Source organism: Segatella copri DSM 18205 (assembly GCF_025151535.1).
GTDB lineage: Bacteria > Bacteroidota > Bacteroidia > Bacteroidales > Bacteroidaceae > Prevotella > Prevotella copri.
Genome location: NZ_CP102288.1, coordinates 1,618,591 through 1,637,214, shown reverse-complemented (window position 1 = coordinate 1,637,214; position 18,624 = coordinate 1,618,591). Strand labels below are relative to the sequence as shown.

The 18,624-nt window shown below is 44.2% G+C and carries 15 protein-coding genes and 1 pseudogene; 13 read left to right on the top strand and 3 right to left on the bottom strand.

All coding sequences use genetic code 11. The features are described 5' to 3' along the window. The first annotated feature begins 112 nt into the window (after window positions 1-112). Entirely contained in the window at window positions 113-964 is an 852-nt protein-coding gene (locus NQ544_RS06995) for a patatin-like phospholipase family protein (RefSeq protein WP_040552908.1), read from the top strand. A gap of 161 nt (window positions 965-1,125) precedes the next feature. Here the strand turns inward: NQ544_RS06995 and trmD are convergent, their stop codons facing one another. Continuing rightward, the gene (gene trmD / locus NQ544_RS06990; protein ID WP_006847387.1) at window positions 1,126-1,800 is read right to left on the bottom strand and encodes a tRNA (guanosine(37)-N1)-methyltransferase TrmD; all 675 of its coding nucleotides are present in this window, start codon (window positions 1,798-1,800) and stop codon (window positions 1,126-1,128) included. A 330-nt stretch (window positions 1,801-2,130) separates the two neighbouring features. On the opposite strand from trmD, the gene NQ544_RS06985 reads away from it, so the two are divergent. From NQ544_RS06985 to NQ544_RS06975, 3 genes are all read left to right on the top strand, one after another. After that, complete coding sequence (locus NQ544_RS06985) at window positions 2,131-4,389, top strand: aconitate hydratase (RefSeq protein ID WP_006847389.1); 2,259 nt, start codon at window positions 2,131-2,133, stop codon at window positions 4,387-4,389. Window positions 4,390-4,423: 34 nt separating this feature from the next. Then, window positions 4,424-5,770: a citrate/2-methylcitrate synthase gene (locus NQ544_RS06980; RefSeq protein WP_006847390.1), complete on the top strand. Its 1,347-nt coding sequence runs from the start codon at window positions 4,424-4,426 to the stop codon at window positions 5,768-5,770. A 271-nt stretch (window positions 5,771-6,041) separates the two neighbouring features. After that, entirely contained in the window at window positions 6,042-6,404 is a 363-nt protein-coding gene (locus NQ544_RS06975; protein WP_147330125.1) for a hypothetical protein, read from the top strand. Window positions 6,405-6,434: 30 nt separating this feature from the next. Here the strand turns inward: NQ544_RS06975 and hemW are convergent, their stop codons facing one another. Next, window positions 6,435-7,571, bottom strand: a complete 1,137-nt coding sequence (hemW, locus tag NQ544_RS06970; RefSeq protein WP_040552910.1) for a radical SAM family heme chaperone HemW — start codon at window positions 7,569-7,571, stop codon at window positions 6,435-6,437. 227 nt (window positions 7,572-7,798) lie between these two features. On the opposite strand from hemW, the gene fusA2 reads away from it, so the two are divergent. The 3 genes from fusA2 (at window position 7,799) to rprY (ending at window position 12,450) form a co-directional block, all read left to right on the top strand. Continuing rightward, a complete protein-coding gene (fusA2, locus tag NQ544_RS06965) occupies window positions 7,799-9,961 on the top strand; it encodes an elongation factor G2 (protein ID WP_006847394.1) in 2,163 nt (720 codons plus the stop codon). Between the two features lie 237 nt (window positions 9,962-10,198). Next, window positions 10,199-11,692, top strand: coding sequence for a sensor histidine kinase (locus NQ544_RS06960; protein WP_006847395.1), 1,494 nt, complete (start codon window positions 10,199-10,201; stop codon window positions 11,690-11,692). A gap of 59 nt (window positions 11,693-11,751) precedes the next feature. Next, window positions 11,752-12,450 carry a response regulator transcription factor RprY gene (gene rprY, locus NQ544_RS06955; protein WP_006847396.1) on the top strand — a complete coding sequence of 233 codons (699 nt, stop codon included), beginning with the start codon at window positions 11,752-11,754 and terminating at the stop codon, window positions 12,448-12,450. A 60-nt stretch (window positions 12,451-12,510) separates the two neighbouring features. Here the strand turns inward: rprY and NQ544_RS06950 are convergent, their stop codons facing one another. Further along, complete coding sequence (locus tag NQ544_RS06950) at window positions 12,511-12,708, bottom strand: hypothetical protein (protein WP_006847397.1); 198 nt, start codon at window positions 12,706-12,708, stop codon at window positions 12,511-12,513. Between the two features lie 189 nt (window positions 12,709-12,897). On the opposite strand from NQ544_RS06950, the gene rpsF reads away from it, so the two are divergent. From rpsF to NQ544_RS06920, 6 genes and pseudogenes are all read left to right on the top strand, one after another. After that, window positions 12,898-13,242, top strand: coding sequence for a 30S ribosomal protein S6 (rpsF, locus tag NQ544_RS06945; RefSeq protein WP_006847398.1), 345 nt, complete (start codon window positions 12,898-12,900; stop codon window positions 13,240-13,242). A 2-nt stretch (window positions 13,243-13,244) separates the two neighbouring features. Beyond that, window positions 13,245-13,514: a 30S ribosomal protein S18 gene (rpsR, locus tag NQ544_RS06940; RefSeq protein ID WP_006847399.1), complete on the top strand. Its 270-nt coding sequence runs from the start codon at window positions 13,245-13,247 to the stop codon at window positions 13,512-13,514. 20 nt (window positions 13,515-13,534) lie between these two features. Continuing rightward, a complete protein-coding gene (gene rplI / locus NQ544_RS06935) occupies window positions 13,535-14,065 on the top strand; it encodes a 50S ribosomal protein L9 (RefSeq protein WP_006847400.1) in 531 nt (176 codons plus the stop codon). 284 nt (window positions 14,066-14,349) lie between these two features. Further along, window positions 14,350-15,237, top strand: a complete 888-nt coding sequence (fabD, locus tag NQ544_RS06930) for an ACP S-malonyltransferase (RefSeq protein WP_006847401.1) — start codon at window positions 14,350-14,352, stop codon at window positions 15,235-15,237. A 90-nt stretch (window positions 15,238-15,327) separates the two neighbouring features. Further along, window positions 15,328-17,520 (top strand): alpha-amylase family glycosyl hydrolase, encoded by a 2,193-nt coding sequence (locus NQ544_RS06925; RefSeq protein WP_006847402.1) that lies wholly within the window; start codon window positions 15,328-15,330, stop codon window positions 17,518-17,520. Between the two features lie 853 nt (window positions 17,521-18,373). Next, a pseudogene (locus NQ544_RS06920) lies at window positions 18,374-18,598 on the top strand (helix-turn-helix domain-containing protein); the annotation flags it as partial. Between the last annotated feature and the right edge of the window lie 26 nt (window positions 18,599-18,624).

The following is an 18,624-nucleotide window of genomic DNA, read 5'->3' as shown; positions in this document are numbered from 1 at the left end:
TTATAAATAATTAATATAAAAACGGCTTTTTGCTAGACAAAATGTAAGAAAATTGTCTATGCTGCGAGCAAAATATAATTATTTTCAGAATTTTAAAAGCAGAGAGTGTGTTATGAAATTGAATTTGAAAACAACAGGTTTGGTTCTTGAGGGAGGAGGCATGCGAGGGGTCTTCACCAGTGGGGTACTGGATGCCTTCATGAAGCATGATGTTCATTTCCCTTATACGGTGGCTGTATCGGCTGGGGCATGTAATGGCATGTCTTATATGAGCCGCCAACCTCGGCGTGCCCGTATCTCTAACATCGATTATCTGGCCCGATACCAGTATATCGGTATTCGCCATCTGGTGACTCAGGGGTGTATCTTCGACCGCAAATTACTCTACGATAAGTTTCCGAACCAGCTCTTGCCTTTCGATTTTGATACCTATTTTAAGTATGCCGATGGTTTCGAGATGGTTACTACCAATTGTCTTACGGGCAAGGCTATGTATCTTTCCGAGAATCAAGACAGGCAGCGTGCACTGGATGTTGTGCGTGCTTCCAGCAGTTTGCCATTTGTGAGCAAGATTGTGGAAGTGGATGGCATTCCGATGTTGGATGGTGGTATTGCGGACAGTATTCCGGTACAGCACGCCATTGACATGGGGTGGCAACACAATGTGGTTGTCCTGACTCGCAACAAAGGATGGCGTGATATGGGCAAAGACCGTAAGATACCTTATTTATATAAGAACTATCCTCGCCTGCGTGTGGCTCTGAGTCACCGTCATCGCGCTTATAACGAACAGATCCAGCTTGTAGATGATCTGGAGGCTGCGGGTAAGATTACTTGTATCCGTCCAATCCGTCCGTTGGAAGTTGGCAGAATAGAGAAGGATACCGATAAACTGGAACGCCTCTACGAAGAAGGTTTCATGCTGGGTGAGGCTTTCTGCAAAAAATGCGTAGAAAAAGAATAATATTAATAAAGAATAATATTAATAAGGTGTAGTTGATAAATAAGGTGTAGAGTTTTAGTATATGGCTTGAGAATGAGTAGAACGGTGATTTTTAGGAACGGCTTACACCGTGCCTAAAAATCACCGTTCTGGGTATGATAGTAATCAGCAATGATTTCTTCTTATTTCAGCAGGTCAGGGCGCAGGCGCTTGGTTCTTTCCATAGCCTGGTCGAATTCCCACTGGCGAATCTTGGCTTCGTTGCCACTGAGCAGAATCTCCGGAACCTTCCATCCCTTGTAGTCGGCAGGACGGGTGTAGATAGGGGCGGCAAGAATGTCGTCCTGGAAACAGTCGGAAAGTGCGCTCTGTTCGTCGCTGATAACGCCCGGAACCAGTCGGATGACGGCATCTGAGATGATGGCTGCAGCAAGTTCGCCACCCGTCAGCACATAATCACCTACACTGATTTCTCGGGTAATGAGATGGTCGCGCACACGCTGGTCAATACCCTTGTAGTGACCGCAGAGGATGATGAGATTACCCTGCATCGACATTTCGTTGGCTATCTTCTGGTTGAAAGTTTCACCATCTGGCGAAACATAAATCACGTCATCATACTCGCGCTCTGCCTTCAGTGCAGCAATGCAGCGGTCTATTGGTTCACATTGCATCACCATGCCGGCACTTCCGCCGTATGGATAGTCGTCCACACGCTTCCATTTATCTAATGTGTAGTCACGCAGGTTGTGCAGATGAATCTCCGCTAGACCCTTCTTCTGCGCACGTGCCAGAATGGACTCATTGAAGAATCCCTCCAGCATCTCTGGTAATACTGTAATAATGTCTATTCTCATAACATCTGCAAAAATAATAAATAATGCGGAGAGCACCAAAAATTTTTGCTTTTTCTTTCATTTTTACTTCTCTTTTCTTCACTTTCCTTTCTTTTTTCTCTGTTTTCCTGCCTTTCCGTAGCCATTCTTGTCTTTTCATATCATAATCCTGTTTTTCCGGAAAAAGAGAGAGATTAACGTATAAATATGCAACAAAATTATCAAAAAATAGAAAAATCATATCAAAATGATAAATTTTCGATAAAACATGCTACTATTTGTAGAAAAAGTTGTATTTTTGCAAACAGAATTGCTCGAAAGAGTGTATAATTAATTAAAATTGTGAACAAGATGATATTGGACATTGAAATGCTGAGAAGCTTTTACGCTTCGTATTCGGAAAGTGTAGCTCAGGCTAAGGCTACGGTGAAACGACCTCTTACTTATGCCGAGAAGGTGCTCTTTGCACATCTTTTCGACCCAACACAGTTGCGACCATATAAAAGAGGTGTGGAATATGTTGACTTCCGACCTAATCGCGTGGCGATGCAGGATGCGACTGCGCAAATGGCACTCTTGCAGTTCATGAATGCGGGTAAGGACAAGGTGGCCGTACCTGCTTCCGTACATTGTGATCACTTGATTCGTGCCGATGTGGGCGCTACGCAAGACCTTCCTGAGGCTTGCAAGACTAATAAAGAGGTATATGACTTCCTGAAATCTGTTTCTCAGAAATACCATATCGGTTTCTGGGGACCAGGTGCTGGAATCATCCATCAGGTAGTGCTCGAAAACTATGCATTCCCTGGAGGTATGATGGTGGGTACCGATTCTCATACTCCTAATGCCGGCGGTCTCGGCATGGTGGCCGTAGGTGTAGGTGGTGCTGATGCCGTAGATGTGTTGACCGGTCAGCCTTGGGAACTCAAGATGCCACGTCTCATTGGTGTGCATCTCACAGGTAAACTCTCTGGCTGGGCCACTCCTAAGGATGTGATTCTCGAAATCCTCGGCATCCTTACCGTAAAGGGCGGAACCAATGCCATCCTCGAATACTTCGGCGAGGGATTGGACAGCATCTCTACCACCGGCAAGGCTACCATCTGTAACATGGGAGCCGAATTGGGTGCCACATGCTCTATCTTCCCATTCGACCAGAATGCCAGCGAGTATCTCCGCAAGACAGGCCGTGAAGAAATTGCATCTCTCGCACAGATGAATGCAGCCGAACTCCGTGCTGATGATGAGGTGTTGGCAAATCCGTCTGCTTTCTACGACCAGATTGTTGAAATCGACCTTTCTAAGGTTGAACCTCATCTTAACGGTCCGTTCACTCCAGATGCTGCCACACCAATCTCTCATATGAAGGCAAAAGGTCCTGCCAACGATTATCCGATGGTAGTAGAAGTAGGATTGGTAGGTAGCTGTACCAACTCTTCTTATCAGGACTTGGCACGTGCTGCCAGCATTGCCCGTCAGGCTTATGAGAAAGGTATTGAGGTGAAGGGACAGCTTATCATCAACCCGGGTTCAGAGCAGATTCGCTATACTGCCGAGCGTGATGGTATCCTCGATGATTTCAAGAAGATTGGGGCCCTCATCATGACCAATGCTTGCGGTCCTTGCATCGGACAGTGGAAGCGTCATACCGATGATAATACGCGCAAGAATGCCATCGTTACCTCTTTCAACCGAAACTTCCGCCGCCGTGCTGATGGTAACCCTAATACGTTTGCCTTCATCGGCAGTCCAGAGCTCACTGTGGCTCTCACCATTGCGGGCCGTCTCGACTTCAATCCGGCTACCGATACCTTGCTGGATAAGGAGGGCAACAGCGTGATGCTCGATGCGCCTACAGGTTTCACCTTCCCACCTAAGGGTTTTGCCGTAGAGGATAAGGGATTCATTGCCCCAAGCGAAGAAAATGCCAATGTAGAGGTAGTCATTGCGCCTGACAGCAACCGACTCCAGAAACTTGCTCCGTTTGCTCCATGGGATGGAAAAGACCTGACAGATATGCCGCTTCTTATCAAAACCGAGGGCAAATGTACCACCGACCACATCTCTATGGCGGGTCCTTGGCTGAAGTTCCGTGGACATCTGCAGAACATCTCCGACAACCTTTTAATGGGTGCCGTTAATGCCTTTAACGGTGAGAGCAATAAGGTGAAGAACCAGTTGGATGGTGCTTATGTCGAGGTTTCTACCGCTGCCAAGGCTTACAAGGCAAAAGGCATCAGCAGCATCGTGGTGGCAGAGGATAACTATGGTGAAGGTTCTTCCCGTGAGCATGCAGCTATGGAACCTCGTTTCCTCAACGTGAAGGTGATTCTCGCCAAGAGTTTCGCCCGCATCCACGAAACCAACCTGAAGAAGCAGGGTATGCTTGCCCTCACATTCTGCAACAAGGATGATTATAATAAGGTGCAGGAGGACGACCGCATCTCTTTGACAGGTTTGAAGGAGTTTGCTCCAGGTTCTAAACTCACCGTCACCCTGAAGCACAAGGATGGTTCTGAGGATAGTTTCGAGGTTGAGCATACTTATAATGATACACAGATTGCATGGTTTAAGGCTGGTTCTGCATTGAACTTTGCTGCAAAGAAATAATAGTTGTAGCCATGCAGCTAAAAAAGTAACGGTTATGAATAAAGAATATTTAATATATAAATTAAGCGATGAGGTAAAAAACTCATGCAAGATTGATAAGGATGCATTCAAGAAGTTCAATGTGAAGCGTGGACTTCGTAATGAGGATGGCTCTGGTGTGTTGGTCGGACTGACCAATATCGGTAATGTAGTGGGTTATGAGCGCGATGCAGAAGGTAAGTTGACCCCTACAGAAGGTAAACTTTATTATCGTGGTTATGAACTTGATGACCTGGTAACTCCTCTCTTGAAGGAGAAGCGCTTCGGATTCGAGGAAGTAGCCTTCCTGCTGCTCTCGGGCCAGTTGCCTGATAAGGAGGAATTGGATGCTTTCAAGGAACTTCTGAACGATAATATGCCGCTTGATCATCGTACGATCACCCATATCATCGAGCTGGAAGGCAGCAACATCATGAACATCCTGGCCCGTTGTGTGCTCGAAATGTACACCTTCGATCCGAATCCGGATGACATCAGCCGTGACAATCTGATGCGCCAGAGCATTGAGTTGATTGCCAAGTTCCCAACCATCATTGCTTATGCATACAATATCTACCGTCACTCTGTTCAGGGTAGAAGTCTACATATTCGTCATCCTCGTGAGAATCTCTCTATTGCAGAGAACTTTCTTTATATGATGAAGCATGAAAACTATTCCGAACTGGATGCCCGTATGCTCGACCTTCTCCTGATTATCCAGGCAGAACATGGTGGTGGTAACAACTCAACCTTTACAGTACGTGTAACATCTTCTACCCGTACAGATACTTACAGTTCTATTGCTGCTGGTATCGGTAGTTTAAAGGGCCCTTTGCATGGTGGTGCCAATATCAAGGTTATCAATATGTTCCACCACTTGAAAGAAGCTATCAAGGATTGGGGTAATGTAACTGAACTTGATACTTATCTCAAGCGAATGCTCAACAAGGAGGCTTATGACAAGACAGGTCTCATTTATGGTATCGGTCATGCGGTCTATACTTTGAGTGACCCACGTGCCGTTGAACTGAAGCGCCTGGCAGGTGAACTTGCCAAGGAAAAGGGTAGAGAAGAAGAGTATAATTTCCTGAAGTTGATAGAGCAGGAAGGTATCAAATGTCTGCAGGAACACCGTGGAGGCAGCAAGCCAGCCTGTGCAAATCTTGATTTCTACAGTGGCTTTATCTATGAAATGATTGGTTTGCCACAGGAAATCTATACACCTATTTTCGCCATGGCACGTATCGTGGGTTGGACAGCCCATCGTATTGAAGAACTCAATTTCGAAGGCCGTCGTATTATCCGTCCTGCATATAAGAATATTCTTGGCGAACTGGAGTATAAGCCACTTAATGAGAGATAAAATTCCTCTTTGTTTTTATACAAGAAAGGCAATGCCCGTCGTTGGGTGTTGCCTGTTCCTGTCTTTATACAAGCAGGCTATTGTCAAGTGATGCAGTGAAGTTTTTGTTTTGACCATTAGAATTAATATACGTTAAATATTCAAAGTAGTATGTTGTAATTTTGGAGAAATGAATAATTATTCTTAACTTTGTAGCCGAAAAGTATAAAGAATAGTATAAGTATTGAAGTTTTAACCGTCTAGTTTTAAGACAAAACAGTAAATGGATTGCATGGAAAAAGAATTTGAAGATTACTGGAATAAGCACCAGAAAAGATTAATCTTGAATGCTCCAAAAGCACTACGCGATGAATATTTCGAATCAACCAAGCTTGACAGCCCGATAGATTGGGTCTGTTTTATCCTGCCTGTGGCTTTGGGCATTGGCCTCCAGCCAATTTTGGATATTCAGAGTGAGATTCTCTCTTGGGCAGTAGTATTGCTTATTGTGGTAGTTTGTTTTGCTGTGATGCAGCTGGTTAAGCCTATGTTGCAGAAAAAGAAATCTACCATACAAGTGGTCAAGAGCATTAAAGCTTTTTATTATGAAGTATACAAGAAAAATGGTTTAAAGAAATTAGAGCCTTGGAATTAGATTCCAAGGCTTTTTTGTTTATTGAAACCATTATATAATCATAAAATCACTCATCACATCATCCGATATGTAAAGACCTTCCCGAGTGAGGGAGAGTCTGCCGTTCTTTATTTTCATCAGTCCCCGGCTGATATGCGACTGGGCTTCCTGGAGCAGTCTGTCTGCCAGTTCTTTTCCGAATTCCTGCTCCATCTTCATGAGGTTTATTCCGTCGCTTGTTCGCAAGGCGGTTGTTATCAGATCGTTGTATCGGGTGAAAATATCTAGCTGTTCACTCTCAGAAGGCAGAATGCCATCGCCGATACTTCGAATATAAGTCTGGATATTTTCGATATTCCAGCTGCGCTGCTTCCTATTGTAGGAGTGGGCGGCTGCTCCTATTCCGATATATGGTACCTCGTGCCAGTAACTGCTGTTGTGACGTGATCGGAAGCCCGGACGGGCAAAATTGCTGATTTCATAATGTTCGTAGCCTGCTCCAGTAAGCTGGTCTATCAGGGTTTCATACATCTTGCGACTGGTTTCTTCATCTATTTCGCTAATCTTTCCCTGTTTCAGCATGTGGTAGAGGGGCGTTCCCTCTTCGTACATCAGACTGTAGGCAGATATGTGTTCCACATCCAGCTGTATGGCGTGCCTGATATCGCTCATCCATTGGGAAAGAGATTCTTCGGGGAATCCGAACATCAGGTCGATACTGATATTGCGGATGCCGATGTTACGGAGTCGGGTGACGGCTTCTTCTACCTCTCCGGCATTATGACGGCGATGCAGAAAGCGTAAACGCTCGTTACAGAAGGTCTGTGCCCCCATGCTGATGCGGTTGATGGGGAGTTGCTTCAGCGTTTCACAGAAATCGCCGGTTACATCGTCCGGATTGCATTCCATCGTGATCTCCATATTCTCTGCCAGCGTATAGTTTTTTCTGATAGCAGAGAAAATCTGGTTGAGGTGGGAGCCGTTGAGCTGACTCGGGGTTCCACCGCCCAGATAGATGGTTTCGATAGTTTCATTGCTTCCGAGAGCGGCTTTTGCCGGGCGCATCTGCATCTCCTGGCAGAGAGCATCAGTGTAATCATCCCTTAACTTGAGGGAGGTGGTACTGTAAAAACCGCAGTAGATGCACCGGCTTTCACAAAAGGGGATATGTATGTATAGTCCTGCCATATTTCTGAACTTCTTTTTCTATATATAATAAGGTGTAAAGACAAAAACATGTCTAAACAAAGTGCAAAAGTACTAATATGTTTTAAAAAACAGAAGTTTTTTGCCCAAAACTTTTGGCAATGTGCGATTTTTTTGTACTTTAGTAGCATGAAACAGAAAAACCGGTGGTTTGACTGTGGATTGCAACTAGCAAATTTAAGTATAACCCTTAAAAATCTATAAGCGTCATGAGAGTTTATCAGACAAATGAGATTAAAAACATTGCGCTGTTGGGCAGTGCGGGTAGCGGCAAGACTACACTTGCCGAGAGTATGTTATTTGAAGCAGGCGTTATCAAGCGTAAAGGCTCTGTAGAAGCGAAAAATACGGTGAGCGACTACTTCCCAGTTGAGTTGGAATACGGCTACTCTGTGTTCCCTACAGTTTTTCATGTAGAGTGGAACAACAAGAAGCTTAACATTATAGATTGCCCAGGTAGCGATGATTTCGTGGGAGGCGCCATTACTTCACTCAATGTTACCGATCAGGCAGTTATCCTTATTAATGGTCAGTATGGTCCAGAAGTAGGTACACAGAACAACTTCCGTTATACAGAGAAGTTGGGTAAACCTGTCATCTTCCTGGTAAACCAGCTCGACTCAGACAAGTGCGACTTTGATAATATCATAGCCACCATGAAGGACATTTACGGTTCTAAGTGTGTGCAGATACAATATCCTATCGAGACCGGTTCAGGCTTCAATGCTCTCATTGACGTCTTATTGATGAAAAAATATTCCTGGAAGCCTGAGGGCGGTGCTCCTATTATTGAAGATATTCCAGAAGAGGAAATGGAGAAAGCCATGGAACTTCATACGGCTCTTGTTGAGGCTGCAGCCGAGAACGATGAGGGACTGATGGAGAAGTTCTTCGAGAGCGAGAGTCTGACAGAAGATGAACTTCGCGAGGGCATCCGCAAGGGATTGGTTACCCGTAGCATCTTCCCTGTGTTCTGCGTTTGTGCAGGTAAGTCGATGGGCGTTCACCGCCTGATGGAGTTCCTGGGCAATGTGGTTCCTTTCGTAAGCGAGATGCCGAAACTGCATAATACACGTGGTGAGGAAATTACGCCAGACAGCAATGGTCCTGAGAGTGTTTACTTCTTCAAGACTGGTATGGAACCTCATATCGGTGAGGTAAGCTACTTCAAGGTGATGAGCGGCTCTATCAAGAATGGTGACGACCTGACTAATGCAGATCGTGGCTCCAAGGAGCGTATCGGACAGATTTATGCCTGTGCGGGTGCCAACCGTGTGCCTGTAGAGCAGTTGAATGCCGGTGATATTGGCTGTACCGTGAAGATGAAGGACGTGAAGACCGGCAATACCCTTAATGGTAAGGGGGCTGAGTGGCGTTTCGACTTCATTAAATATCCTAACCCTAAGTATTCACGTGCTATCAAGGCTGCCAATGTTCAGGATACAGAGAAACTGATGGCTGCACTCCTGAAGATGCGCCAGGAAGACCCTACTTGGATTGTTGATCAGAGCAAGGAATTGCGCCAGGTAATCGTAAGAGGACAGGGTGAGTTCCATCTCCGCACGCTGAAGTGGCGTCTGGAAAACAACGAAAAACTCAATGTGACTTTCGAAGAGCCACGTATTCCTTATCGTGAGACTATTACCAAGAAGGCTCGTGCTGACTACCGCCATAAGAAACAGAGTGGTGGCTCTGGTCAGTTTGGTGAGGTGCATCTCATTGTTGAACCATACGCAGAAGGTATGCCTGATCCTACGTCATTTACCTTCAACGGTCAGGAGTTCAAGATGAATATCAAGAGCCGTGAAGAGGTTAGTTTGCCATGGGGTGGTAAACTGGTATTCCTCAACTCTGTGGTTGGTGGTGCCATTGATGCCCGCTTCATGCCAGCTATTCTGAAGGGTGTTATGGACTGTATGGAACATGGTCCGTTGACGGGCAGTTATGCACGTGATGTACGTGTCATCGTTTATGATGGTAAGATGCACCCAGTAGATAGTAATGAACTTTCGTTCATGCTTGCTGCCCGCCATGCGTTCAGCGATGCCTTCAAACAGGCTGGTCCGAAGATTCTGGAGCCTATCTATGATCTTGAGGTTTATGTGCCTGCTGATTTCATGGGTGATGTGATGAGTGATCTCCAGGGACGTCGTGCTCTCATTATGGGTATGGACAGCGAGGCTGGTTATCAGAAACTGAGTGCCAAGATTCCTCTGAAGGAACTTGCCAGCTATTCTATCTCTCTGAGTTCATTGACAGGTGGACGTGCTTCATTCACTACCAAGTTTGCCAGCTACGAGTTGGTTCCTTCCGACATTCAGAGTAAGCTGATTGCGGATCATGAGGCAGAATTGGAGAAGGATGCTGAATAGCAATTGTTAGGTTAGAGAAAAATCTCTCTTATATAAGTTAAAATTTTATGTTGATATGACCAATATGGGGAAGTGTGCATGTGATATGTATGCTTCCTCTCTTTTTTTTATGGAAAATGAAAATTTAGTTTTATATACGAAACTAAAAATACGGAAAAATGTTAAAAACTAGAAAGAGTAAATAATTAATTAACGATTTTAAGTTAACTGATTAAGAAATTTCTTATCTTTGCCCCCATGAAGAAGAAAACGATTTGGACCATAGCCATTATCATGGGCTTTTCGTTCCTTGCGCTGCTGTACTTGCAGCTCAGTTACATCCAGGAGATGGTAAACATGAAGAAGGAACAGTTTGACGAGTCGGTCAACAGAGCCCTATATCAAGCTTCAAGAAATTTGGAGCTTAATGAAACTCTGCGCTATCTCGAAAAGAATGTCAACGAGACAGAACGTAAGGCCAACAAAGATAAGAATAAGGGAACGGCAGTTTATTCAACTTTCGAGCTGAAGACAAATGCCACACATCCTGGCAATATGCCGAAGGCGATGATACTGCGTAGCGATAAGAATTCGCTGACTGAAACACAGAAGTCGCTTCAGGAAATCGTGAAGAACCGCTATGTCTATCAGAAAGCGTTGCTGGATGAGGTGGTATATTCTATCCTTTATTCGGCATCAGACAAGCCGCTGAAGGAGAGAATCAACTTCAAGCAGCTCGATCAGGACCTCAAGGCTGAGATGATGAATAATGGTATCAACATACCTTATCATTTCACCGTGACTACCCAGGATGGACGAGAGGTTTACCGCTGTCCTGACTATACGGACGAGGGTGAGGAATACAGCTACTCACAGGTGCTCTTCCGCAACGACCCACAGTCGAAGATGGGTGTAGTAAGGGTACATTTCCCGGATATGAACAGCTATATCTTCTCCAGTGTGCGCTTCATGATTCCTAGTGTCATCTTCACGCTGGTACTGTTGATTACCTTCATCTTTACCATTGTGGTTATCTTCAGACAAAAGAGGTATACTGAGATAAAGAACGACTTCATCAATAATATGACCCACGAACTGAAGACGCCGATTGCCAGTATCAGTCTGGCAGCGCAGATGCTCAATGATACCTCGGTAGCAAAGAGTGAACAGATGCAGAAACATCTGGGTAACGTGATCAACGATGAATCGAAGCGTCTTCGTTTCCTGGTAGAAAAGGTATTGCAGATGAGTATGTTCGACCGCAAGAAGGCGGTGTTCAAAAAGAAAGAACTCGATCTGAACGAGATGGTTGAGAATATTGCCAATTCCTTCTCGCTCCGCGTTGAGCATACAGGTGGTAAGGTCTATACCGATATCGAAGCCATCGATTCGGGACTCTATGTTGACGAGGTGCATTTCCAGAATGTCATCTTCAATCTGATGGACAATGCTGTGAAATACCGCAAGCCAGACGAGCCGCTTAACATTACGATGAAGACCTGGAATGATGAAGAACATCTGTATCTCTCGATTACGGATACCGGTCTGGGTATGAAGAAGGAGAATCTGAAGAAGATATTCGACAAGTTCTACCGCGTACATACGGGCAATGTCCATGATGTGAAGGGATTCGGACTGGGACTGGCTTATGTCAAGAAGATAGTAGATCTTCATGATGGTGAAATTAAGGTAGATAGCGAATTGGGAAAGGGCACAACCTTTACCATCAAGTTGCCGGTGATTCACAGTTAAGACTTGAAGAAACAGAATAAAGAATTAAAAGAATATTAATAATTTTAAAGAATAAAGATATGGAAGAGAAAATTAAAATCTTGCTTTGCGAGGACGATGAAAATTTAGGTATGTTGCTTCGCGAATATTTGCAGGCAAAGGGATTTACTACAGTTCTGTGCCCTGATGGCGAGGTAGGTTATAAGGAATTCAATAAGAATAAGTTTGATATTGCAGTACTCGACGTGATGATGCCAAAGAAGGACGGCTTTACCCTGGCACAGGAAATTCGTCAGACCAATGCCGACCTCCCAATCATCTTCCTTACTGCCAAGACATTGAAGGAAGATATCCTTGAAGGTTTCAAGATTGGTGCTGATGATTATATCACCAAACCATTCTCTATGGAAGAATTGGTATTCCGTGTAGAGGCTATTCTCCGCCGCGTACGTGGCAAGAAGAGCAAGGAGTCTACCATGTATCACATTGGTGACTTTACCTTCGATACACAGAAGCAGCTTCTTACCATTGGTGAAAAGCAGACCAAACTTACCACCAAGGAGAATGAACTTCTTGCTTTGCTCTGTGCTCACTCTAATGAAATTCTGCAGCGCGATTTTGCTCTGAAGACCATCTGGATTGATGACAATTACTTCAATGCACGCTCAATGGATGTTTATATCACCAAACTCCGTAAGCATTTGAAGGACGATCCTCAGATTGAAATCATCAATATCCATGGTAAGGGATACAAACTGATAGTTCCTAACGAAGATTAAATGATTCTGTAATTGGGAAAAGATTTCCAAAGATATAAAAAGGATAAGTCGATGACCGGCTTATCCTTTTTTTAATGAATATACAAATCCGGCTACTCCCGCCAGAATGAAAAAGAGGCCAGCGAAGAGTACGCTGTTTCCCTGAATGGAAAACGCAAAGCTGGCCACCATCAGCAGGACGCCTAAAACGATGAAAGCCATGCCCATAGATGGTAGGGTATGGAACAGAGTAATCAGTTTCTTGTTCATTTTTGCCATATTCTTTACTATTTAGAGGTTGTTTTTATACTATTAACAATTATTTTGTGCAAAAGTACGAAAAATATTTGGTTAATTCAAGAAAAAGTCGTAATTTTGCACCGCAATTCGTGAAAAGGCTGTGTTTTCGCACACATTTTCCGGTTTGCATGAGAATTTTTATATTAATATTTAATCATTTAAAGTAGTATGAATCAATACGAAACCGTTTTCATTTTGACTCCCGTTTTGTCTGATGAACAGATGAAGGAAACGGTCGCTAAGTTCGAGAAGGTACTCACCGATAATGGTGCTGAGATTCTGAACAAAGAGGCTTGGGGTTTGAAGAAGTTGGCTTACAACATCGAGAAGAAGACATCAGGCTTCTACAGCTTGGTTGAGTTCAAGGCTGAGCCAACTGTTATCGCTAAGCTCGAAACAGCTTATCGCCGCGACGAGAAAGTAATTCGTTACATGACTGTTAAACTTGACAAGTATGCTGCCGCTTACGCAGAGAAGCGTCGTGCAAAGCTTGGTAAAAAAGAGGAGGCTTAATCATGGCAGATCAGAAATCAGAAATCCGTTATTTGACTGCTCCTTCTATCGACACAAAGAAGAAGAAGTATTGCCGTTTCAAGAAGAGCGGTATTAAGTACATCGACTACAAGGATCCAGAGTTCTTGAAGAAGTTCTTGAACGAGCAGGGTAAAATCCTTCCACGTCGTATCACAGGTACATCTTTGAAGTATCAGCGCCGTGTAGCACAGGCTGTAAAGCGTGCTCGCCAGATCGCTTTGCTTCCTTACGTAACCGATTTGATGAAGTAATTTAAGGAGGATAAAGAAGAATGGAAATTATTTTGAAGCAAGATATTATCGGTCTTGGATATAAGAACGATATCGTAAATGTAAAGAGTGGTTATGGTCGTAACTTCCTTATCCCTACAGGTAAGGCTGTTATCGCATCTCCATCTGCTAAGAAGCAGTTGGCTGAGGATTTGAAGCAGCAGGCTCACAAGCTTGAGGCTATCAAGGCTGAGGCTGTTAAGAAGGGCGAGGCTCTCGAGGGCATCGTTCTTACTATTGCTGCTAAGGTGAGCGCTACTGGTCAGCTCTATGGCTCAGTTAACGCTGCAACTGTTGCTGAGGAACTCGCTAAGAAGGGCATCGAGGTTGATCGCAAGATCATCACTATGAAGGATGCTAAGAAGGTTGGTGAGTACGAGGCTACTGTACACTACCACAAGGAGGTTGAGGTTAAGGTTCCAGTTAATGTTGTTGCTGAGAACGCTCCTGTTGCAGCTCCTGCTGCTGAGGAGGCTCCAGTTGAGGCACCTGCTGAGGCTGCAGCTGAGGAAGAGGCTCCAGCAGCTGAATAATCCTGGCTCAATCAATTTGTATGAAGTACGATATTTTTCGCACTGTAAAGCAAATTAATATAAAGATCCCTTTTGCCGAAAGGCATTAGGGATTTTTTTTGTACCTTTTCCCAGTTCAGAATGGAAAATTTTTACCATTCTTGTAGTAATTTAGAATATATAACTTTATTTTTTAATATTCTCTGCTGATTCTCAGAATTTTATTGTACCTTTGCAGTCGGATTCAAAGAATTCATGTATATTGCAGGAATATTTATTATAAACTTAAAAAATAATAGGATAAAATGAAAGCATTTGTTTTCCCTGGACAGGGTTCTCAGTTCGTAGGTATGGGTAAGGATCTCTACGATAACAACGCATTGGCAAAAGAACTTTTTGATAAGGCCGACGAGATTCTCGGCTTCAAGATTACTGATATCATGTTCGCCGGAACCGACGATCAGTTGAAGGAGACCAAGGTTACCCAGCCTGCTGTATTCCTCCATTCTGTTATCTCTGCTCTTTGCCTGGGTGAGGAGTTCAAGCCAGCTATGGTTGCAGGTCACTCTCTCGGTGAGTTCTCTGCATTGGTTGCTGCCGGTGCTATGGCTTTCGAGGATGGTTTGAAACTCGTTGCTGCCCGTGCCAACGCTATGCAGAAGGCTTGCGAGGCTAACCCTGGTACCATGGCTGCCATCATCGGTTTGCCAGATGAGAAGGTTGAGGAAATCTGCGCTGAGGTAAGCACAGAAGGCAACGTGGTAGTTGCTGCTAACTACAACTGCCCTGGTCAGCTCGTTATCTCTGGTAACGTAGATGCTATCAATGCTGCTTGCGAGAAGCTGAAGGCTGCCGGTGCTAAGCGTGCATTGCCTTTGAAGGTTGGTGGTGCTTTTCACTCTCCATTGATGCAGCCAGCTAAGGAGGAACTTCAGGCTGCTATCGAGAAGACTACATTCTCTGCTCCTAAGTGCCCGGTTTACCAGAATGTAGACGGTAAGCCTCATACTGATCCAGCTGAGATTCAGCAGAACCTCATCGCACAGCTTACAAGCTCTGTTCGTTGGACTTCATCTGTACAGGCTATGATTGCTGATGGTGCTGATGACTTCACAGAGTGTGGTCCTGGCAAGGCATTGCAGGGCATGATTGGCCGCATCGACAAGAATGTTGCCGTTCATGGTATTGCTTAATCAACAATAACACTATTCAACGTTTTATCTTTTCAGCAAAGGCGTTGTTGGAAAGGTAAAACGTTTCATTTTTTTTAGTAAAGCGGCTAAATGAAGGAAAAAGTTATTATATACCAGGTTCTCCCACGACTCTTCGGAAACCAGAATACAACTTGTAAGGAAAATGGTACCATCGAAGAAAATGGTTGCGGAAAGTTGAATAATTTCTCAGATGAAGTTCTGGCTCGCATCCACGATATGGGATTTACACATATTTGGTATACGGGTGTGATTCGTCATGCCACTCAGACAAACTACTCTTCTTATGGAATTCCTACTCAGCATGCAGAGGTAGTGAAGGGAAAAGCAGGTTCGCCATATGCTATTACCGACTACTATGACATCGATCCAGACTTGGCTGTGAATGTCAGTATGAGAATGAAAGAGTGGGAGCAGCTGATAGAGCGTACTCACAAGGCAGGTATGAAAGTAATCATGGATTTCGTTCCGAACCATGTAGCCCGAGAGTATCATTCCATTTGCAAACCAACAGGTGTACGGGATTTGGGAGAAGATGATGATCCGAACATGCACTTCTCTACCAGGAATAATTTCTATTATGCATGGGGCGATTTGGATTTGAATGAAATCCGTCAATCCAAACCAGAGTTCAAGGCTTTTTCAGCGAAAGATGCCAAGATTTATGAACCTTATACCGAGAGCCCAGCCAGAGCTACAGGAAACGACCGGTTTGATAACCGTCCTGGTTGTAACGACTGGTATGAGACCGTGAAACTCAATTACGGTGTAGATTACTGTGATGCAGGAGGCAGAAGCTATCATTATGAACCAGTGCCAAATACATGGGGCAAGATGACAGATATCCTCCTCTTCTGGGCAAGCAAGGGCGTAGATGGCTTCCGCTGTGATATGGCAGAAATGGTGCCAACGGCATTCTGGTCATACGCTACCGGAATATTGAAGGCGAAGTATCCTCACATCGTGGTTATCGGTGAGGTTTACGATCCTAACCAGTACCGCAACTATGTAAAGGCTGGTTTCGATTATCTTTATGACAAGGTAGGAATGTATGATTGCCTGCGTGGCGTGGTTCGAGGTGAGCGTCCGGCAGCCAGTATCACTCACGAGTGGCAGGTAGTGGATGATATCCGAGACCACATGCTCTATTTCCTTGAGAATCATGATGAGCAGCGCATCGCCAGCGATTTCTTCTGTGGCTCAGCCATGAAGGCGATTCCTGCTGCAGCCATGAGTCTCTTCTTCCAGAAGAATCCTTTCATGCTTTACAGCGGTCAGGAATTCGGCGAGAAGGGAATGGATAAGGAAGGATTCAGCGGCACGGATGGCCGTACCACGATATTCGACTATTGGAGTCCGGAAACTCTGGCGCATGCCTATCAGGATTCATCTGACTCGGCATTGAGTCAGGAGCAGAAGTATCTGGCAGCCACTTATCGTCAGCTTCTTCGCTTCGCCAATGAAGAGAAAGCCATCCGCGAGGGTGAGACCTTCGATTTGATGTATGTGAATCCGGGTTCTGAGAATTTCGATCCCCGTACCAATTTCGCCTTCCTTCGCAAGAAGGATGATGAAGCCATGCTGATAGTGCTCAATTTTGCTCAGGAGGCGCGCCAGTTGCAGGTTTGCATCCCTGGTCATGCTTTCGATTTCTTCCATATTGCTGAAGAGGAGGTGCTGGTAACAGAACTGTTCTCGGGTGGCAAGAAGAAGGTTGAATTGAAGAAGGATGGCGTATTCCCGATATCAATGGATGCTAACGGAGTAAGAATCTATAAATTCAATGTCAAGATGGAGGAAAGTGATATCATATTGAATGAGCATCATAAGGAGGAGTTCCCTCCTGCTCATACGGCTGAGCATCTGCTCAATCAGTTGATGGTTCGCCTGTTTGGCTGCGATCGCAGCAAGAATGCTCATATTGAGCGAAAGAAGAGTAAGATGACCTTCGTAGTCGATCACAAGCCTACCCGCCAGGAGGAGAAGGAGATTGAGACGGAGATGAATCGCCTGATAGAGCTTGATATGCCTGTTACTTACGAGTTTGTGGATCGTGACCATATTCCGGCTAACGTCAAGTTAGACCGTCTGCCGGATGATGCGAGCGAGACTTTGCGTCTGGTTCGTATCGGTGATTATGATGTTTGTCCATGTATCGGCAAGCATGTCCGTTCTACCGCCCAGATTGGCAAGTTCGTATTGCTTGGTACCAATTGGGATGAGCATGCGCATTCTTTGCGTATCCGCTTCAAGATTGTTCAGTAAAATATAAAATAAGCAGCAATGGAGTAGTAGCCATTGCTGCTTTTTTCTTTTATAATTACTGCTTTCTTCTTTCCTTTTCTTTCGTGCACATAAAAGTTTTTTTCTCGGAAAAAGTCTCAAAGTCTCATTATTTGTGGATAAAACCGATGTATACGATTGATATATAATGGTTTATAAAAATGAGACTTTTCTGTTTATTTTACAAAGAAGTATCATAGAAGTATCATAAATTCAATAGAAGTATCATGAAATTCAGGTAAGTTGCTTGCAAAAAAGCCTTTTTTGAGGATTTATGTCTAGAAATACAGGCACAAAAACTAAGAAATGTCTAGTATTTCAGTTTTATAAAATTGATAGTGTCTACCTTTCTAGTTTATAAAGTATGCCAATATTAACTAGGAATAAGATGGAAAACACAGACAACTGTAGTTAGTAATAAGCACATAGGTTGGTCTCTTAGTGCCCCTCACACGGGCACTAAGGGATCAAGTGACGGGTATCGATAGACCAAGTGTTGGGTACTCATTGCCCGTACTGCGGGCATTGAATGCCCATTTCGTGGGGTAATTTTGGGGCACTATTTTGAGCAAGCAAATTGTTTTTTTTCTATATTTAGTTGACTATAATTTCGTGTTTTTTTATGATGCATCATGGTGATTTAATGATACTTCTATTGAATTTATGATACTTCTATGATACTTCTTTGTAAATATATTTGGAAGTATCATTTTGTAATTCATTATGTATCAGTGATATATTTGCAAATAATGATACTTTGAGACTTTTTTCAAGAAAAAGCATTTATGTGCGAGGGGTAAAGGGAGGGGTGAATCTGCGTCATTTGTAAGCGACTCTCACCCAGAAGGAGGTTGCCGAGTTTACTGGGCTTGGCTTGACCACCATCCACAAGTTTGAGAATGGTACAGCGGGCAATCTTTCGCTTTCCACTTTTCTCCTCTTGCTGAAGGTGGTGGGTCAGATTGATGCCATCAATGATGTGCTTCCAGAACTTCCTCCATCTCCTTATTTGATGAGAAAGGATGAGAAGAGGGCACAGAGAATACGTCATACTAAATAATAACTGGTTATGGTAAATACGTTGAG

Coding starts and splice junctions, on each gene's coding strand:
- NQ544_RS06995 (WP_040552908.1), top strand. CDS start 113: ATGAAATTGAATTTGAAAACAACAGGTTTGGTTCTTGAGGGAGGAGGC.
- trmD (WP_006847387.1), bottom strand. CDS start 1,800: ATGAGAATAGACATTATTACAGTATTACCAGAGATGCTGGAGGGATTC.
- NQ544_RS06985 (WP_006847389.1), top strand. CDS start 2,131: ATGATATTGGACATTGAAATGCTGAGAAGCTTTTACGCTTCGTATTCG.
- NQ544_RS06980 (WP_006847390.1), top strand. CDS start 4,424: ATGAATAAAGAATATTTAATATATAAATTAAGCGATGAGGTAAAAAAC.
- NQ544_RS06975 (WP_147330125.1), top strand. CDS start 6,042: ATGGAAAAAGAATTTGAAGATTACTGGAATAAGCACCAGAAAAGATTA.
- hemW (WP_040552910.1), bottom strand. CDS start 7,571: ATGGCAGGACTATACATACATATCCCCTTTTGTGAAAGCCGGTGCATC.
- fusA2 (WP_006847394.1), top strand. CDS start 7,799: ATGAGAGTTTATCAGACAAATGAGATTAAAAACATTGCGCTGTTGGGC.
- NQ544_RS06960 (WP_006847395.1), top strand. CDS start 10,199: ATGAAGAAGAAAACGATTTGGACCATAGCCATTATCATGGGCTTTTCG.
- rprY (WP_006847396.1), top strand. CDS start 11,752: ATGGAAGAGAAAATTAAAATCTTGCTTTGCGAGGACGATGAAAATTTA.
- NQ544_RS06950 (WP_006847397.1), bottom strand. CDS start 12,708: ATGGCAAAAATGAACAAGAAACTGATTACTCTGTTCCATACCCTACCA.
- rpsF (WP_006847398.1), top strand. CDS start 12,898: ATGAATCAATACGAAACCGTTTTCATTTTGACTCCCGTTTTGTCTGAT.
- rpsR (WP_006847399.1), top strand. CDS start 13,245: ATGGCAGATCAGAAATCAGAAATCCGTTATTTGACTGCTCCTTCTATC.
- rplI (WP_006847400.1), top strand. CDS start 13,535: ATGGAAATTATTTTGAAGCAAGATATTATCGGTCTTGGATATAAGAAC.
- fabD (WP_006847401.1), top strand. CDS start 14,350: ATGAAAGCATTTGTTTTCCCTGGACAGGGTTCTCAGTTCGTAGGTATG.
- NQ544_RS06925 (WP_006847402.1), top strand. CDS start 15,328: ATGAAGGAAAAAGTTATTATATACCAGGTTCTCCCACGACTCTTCGGA.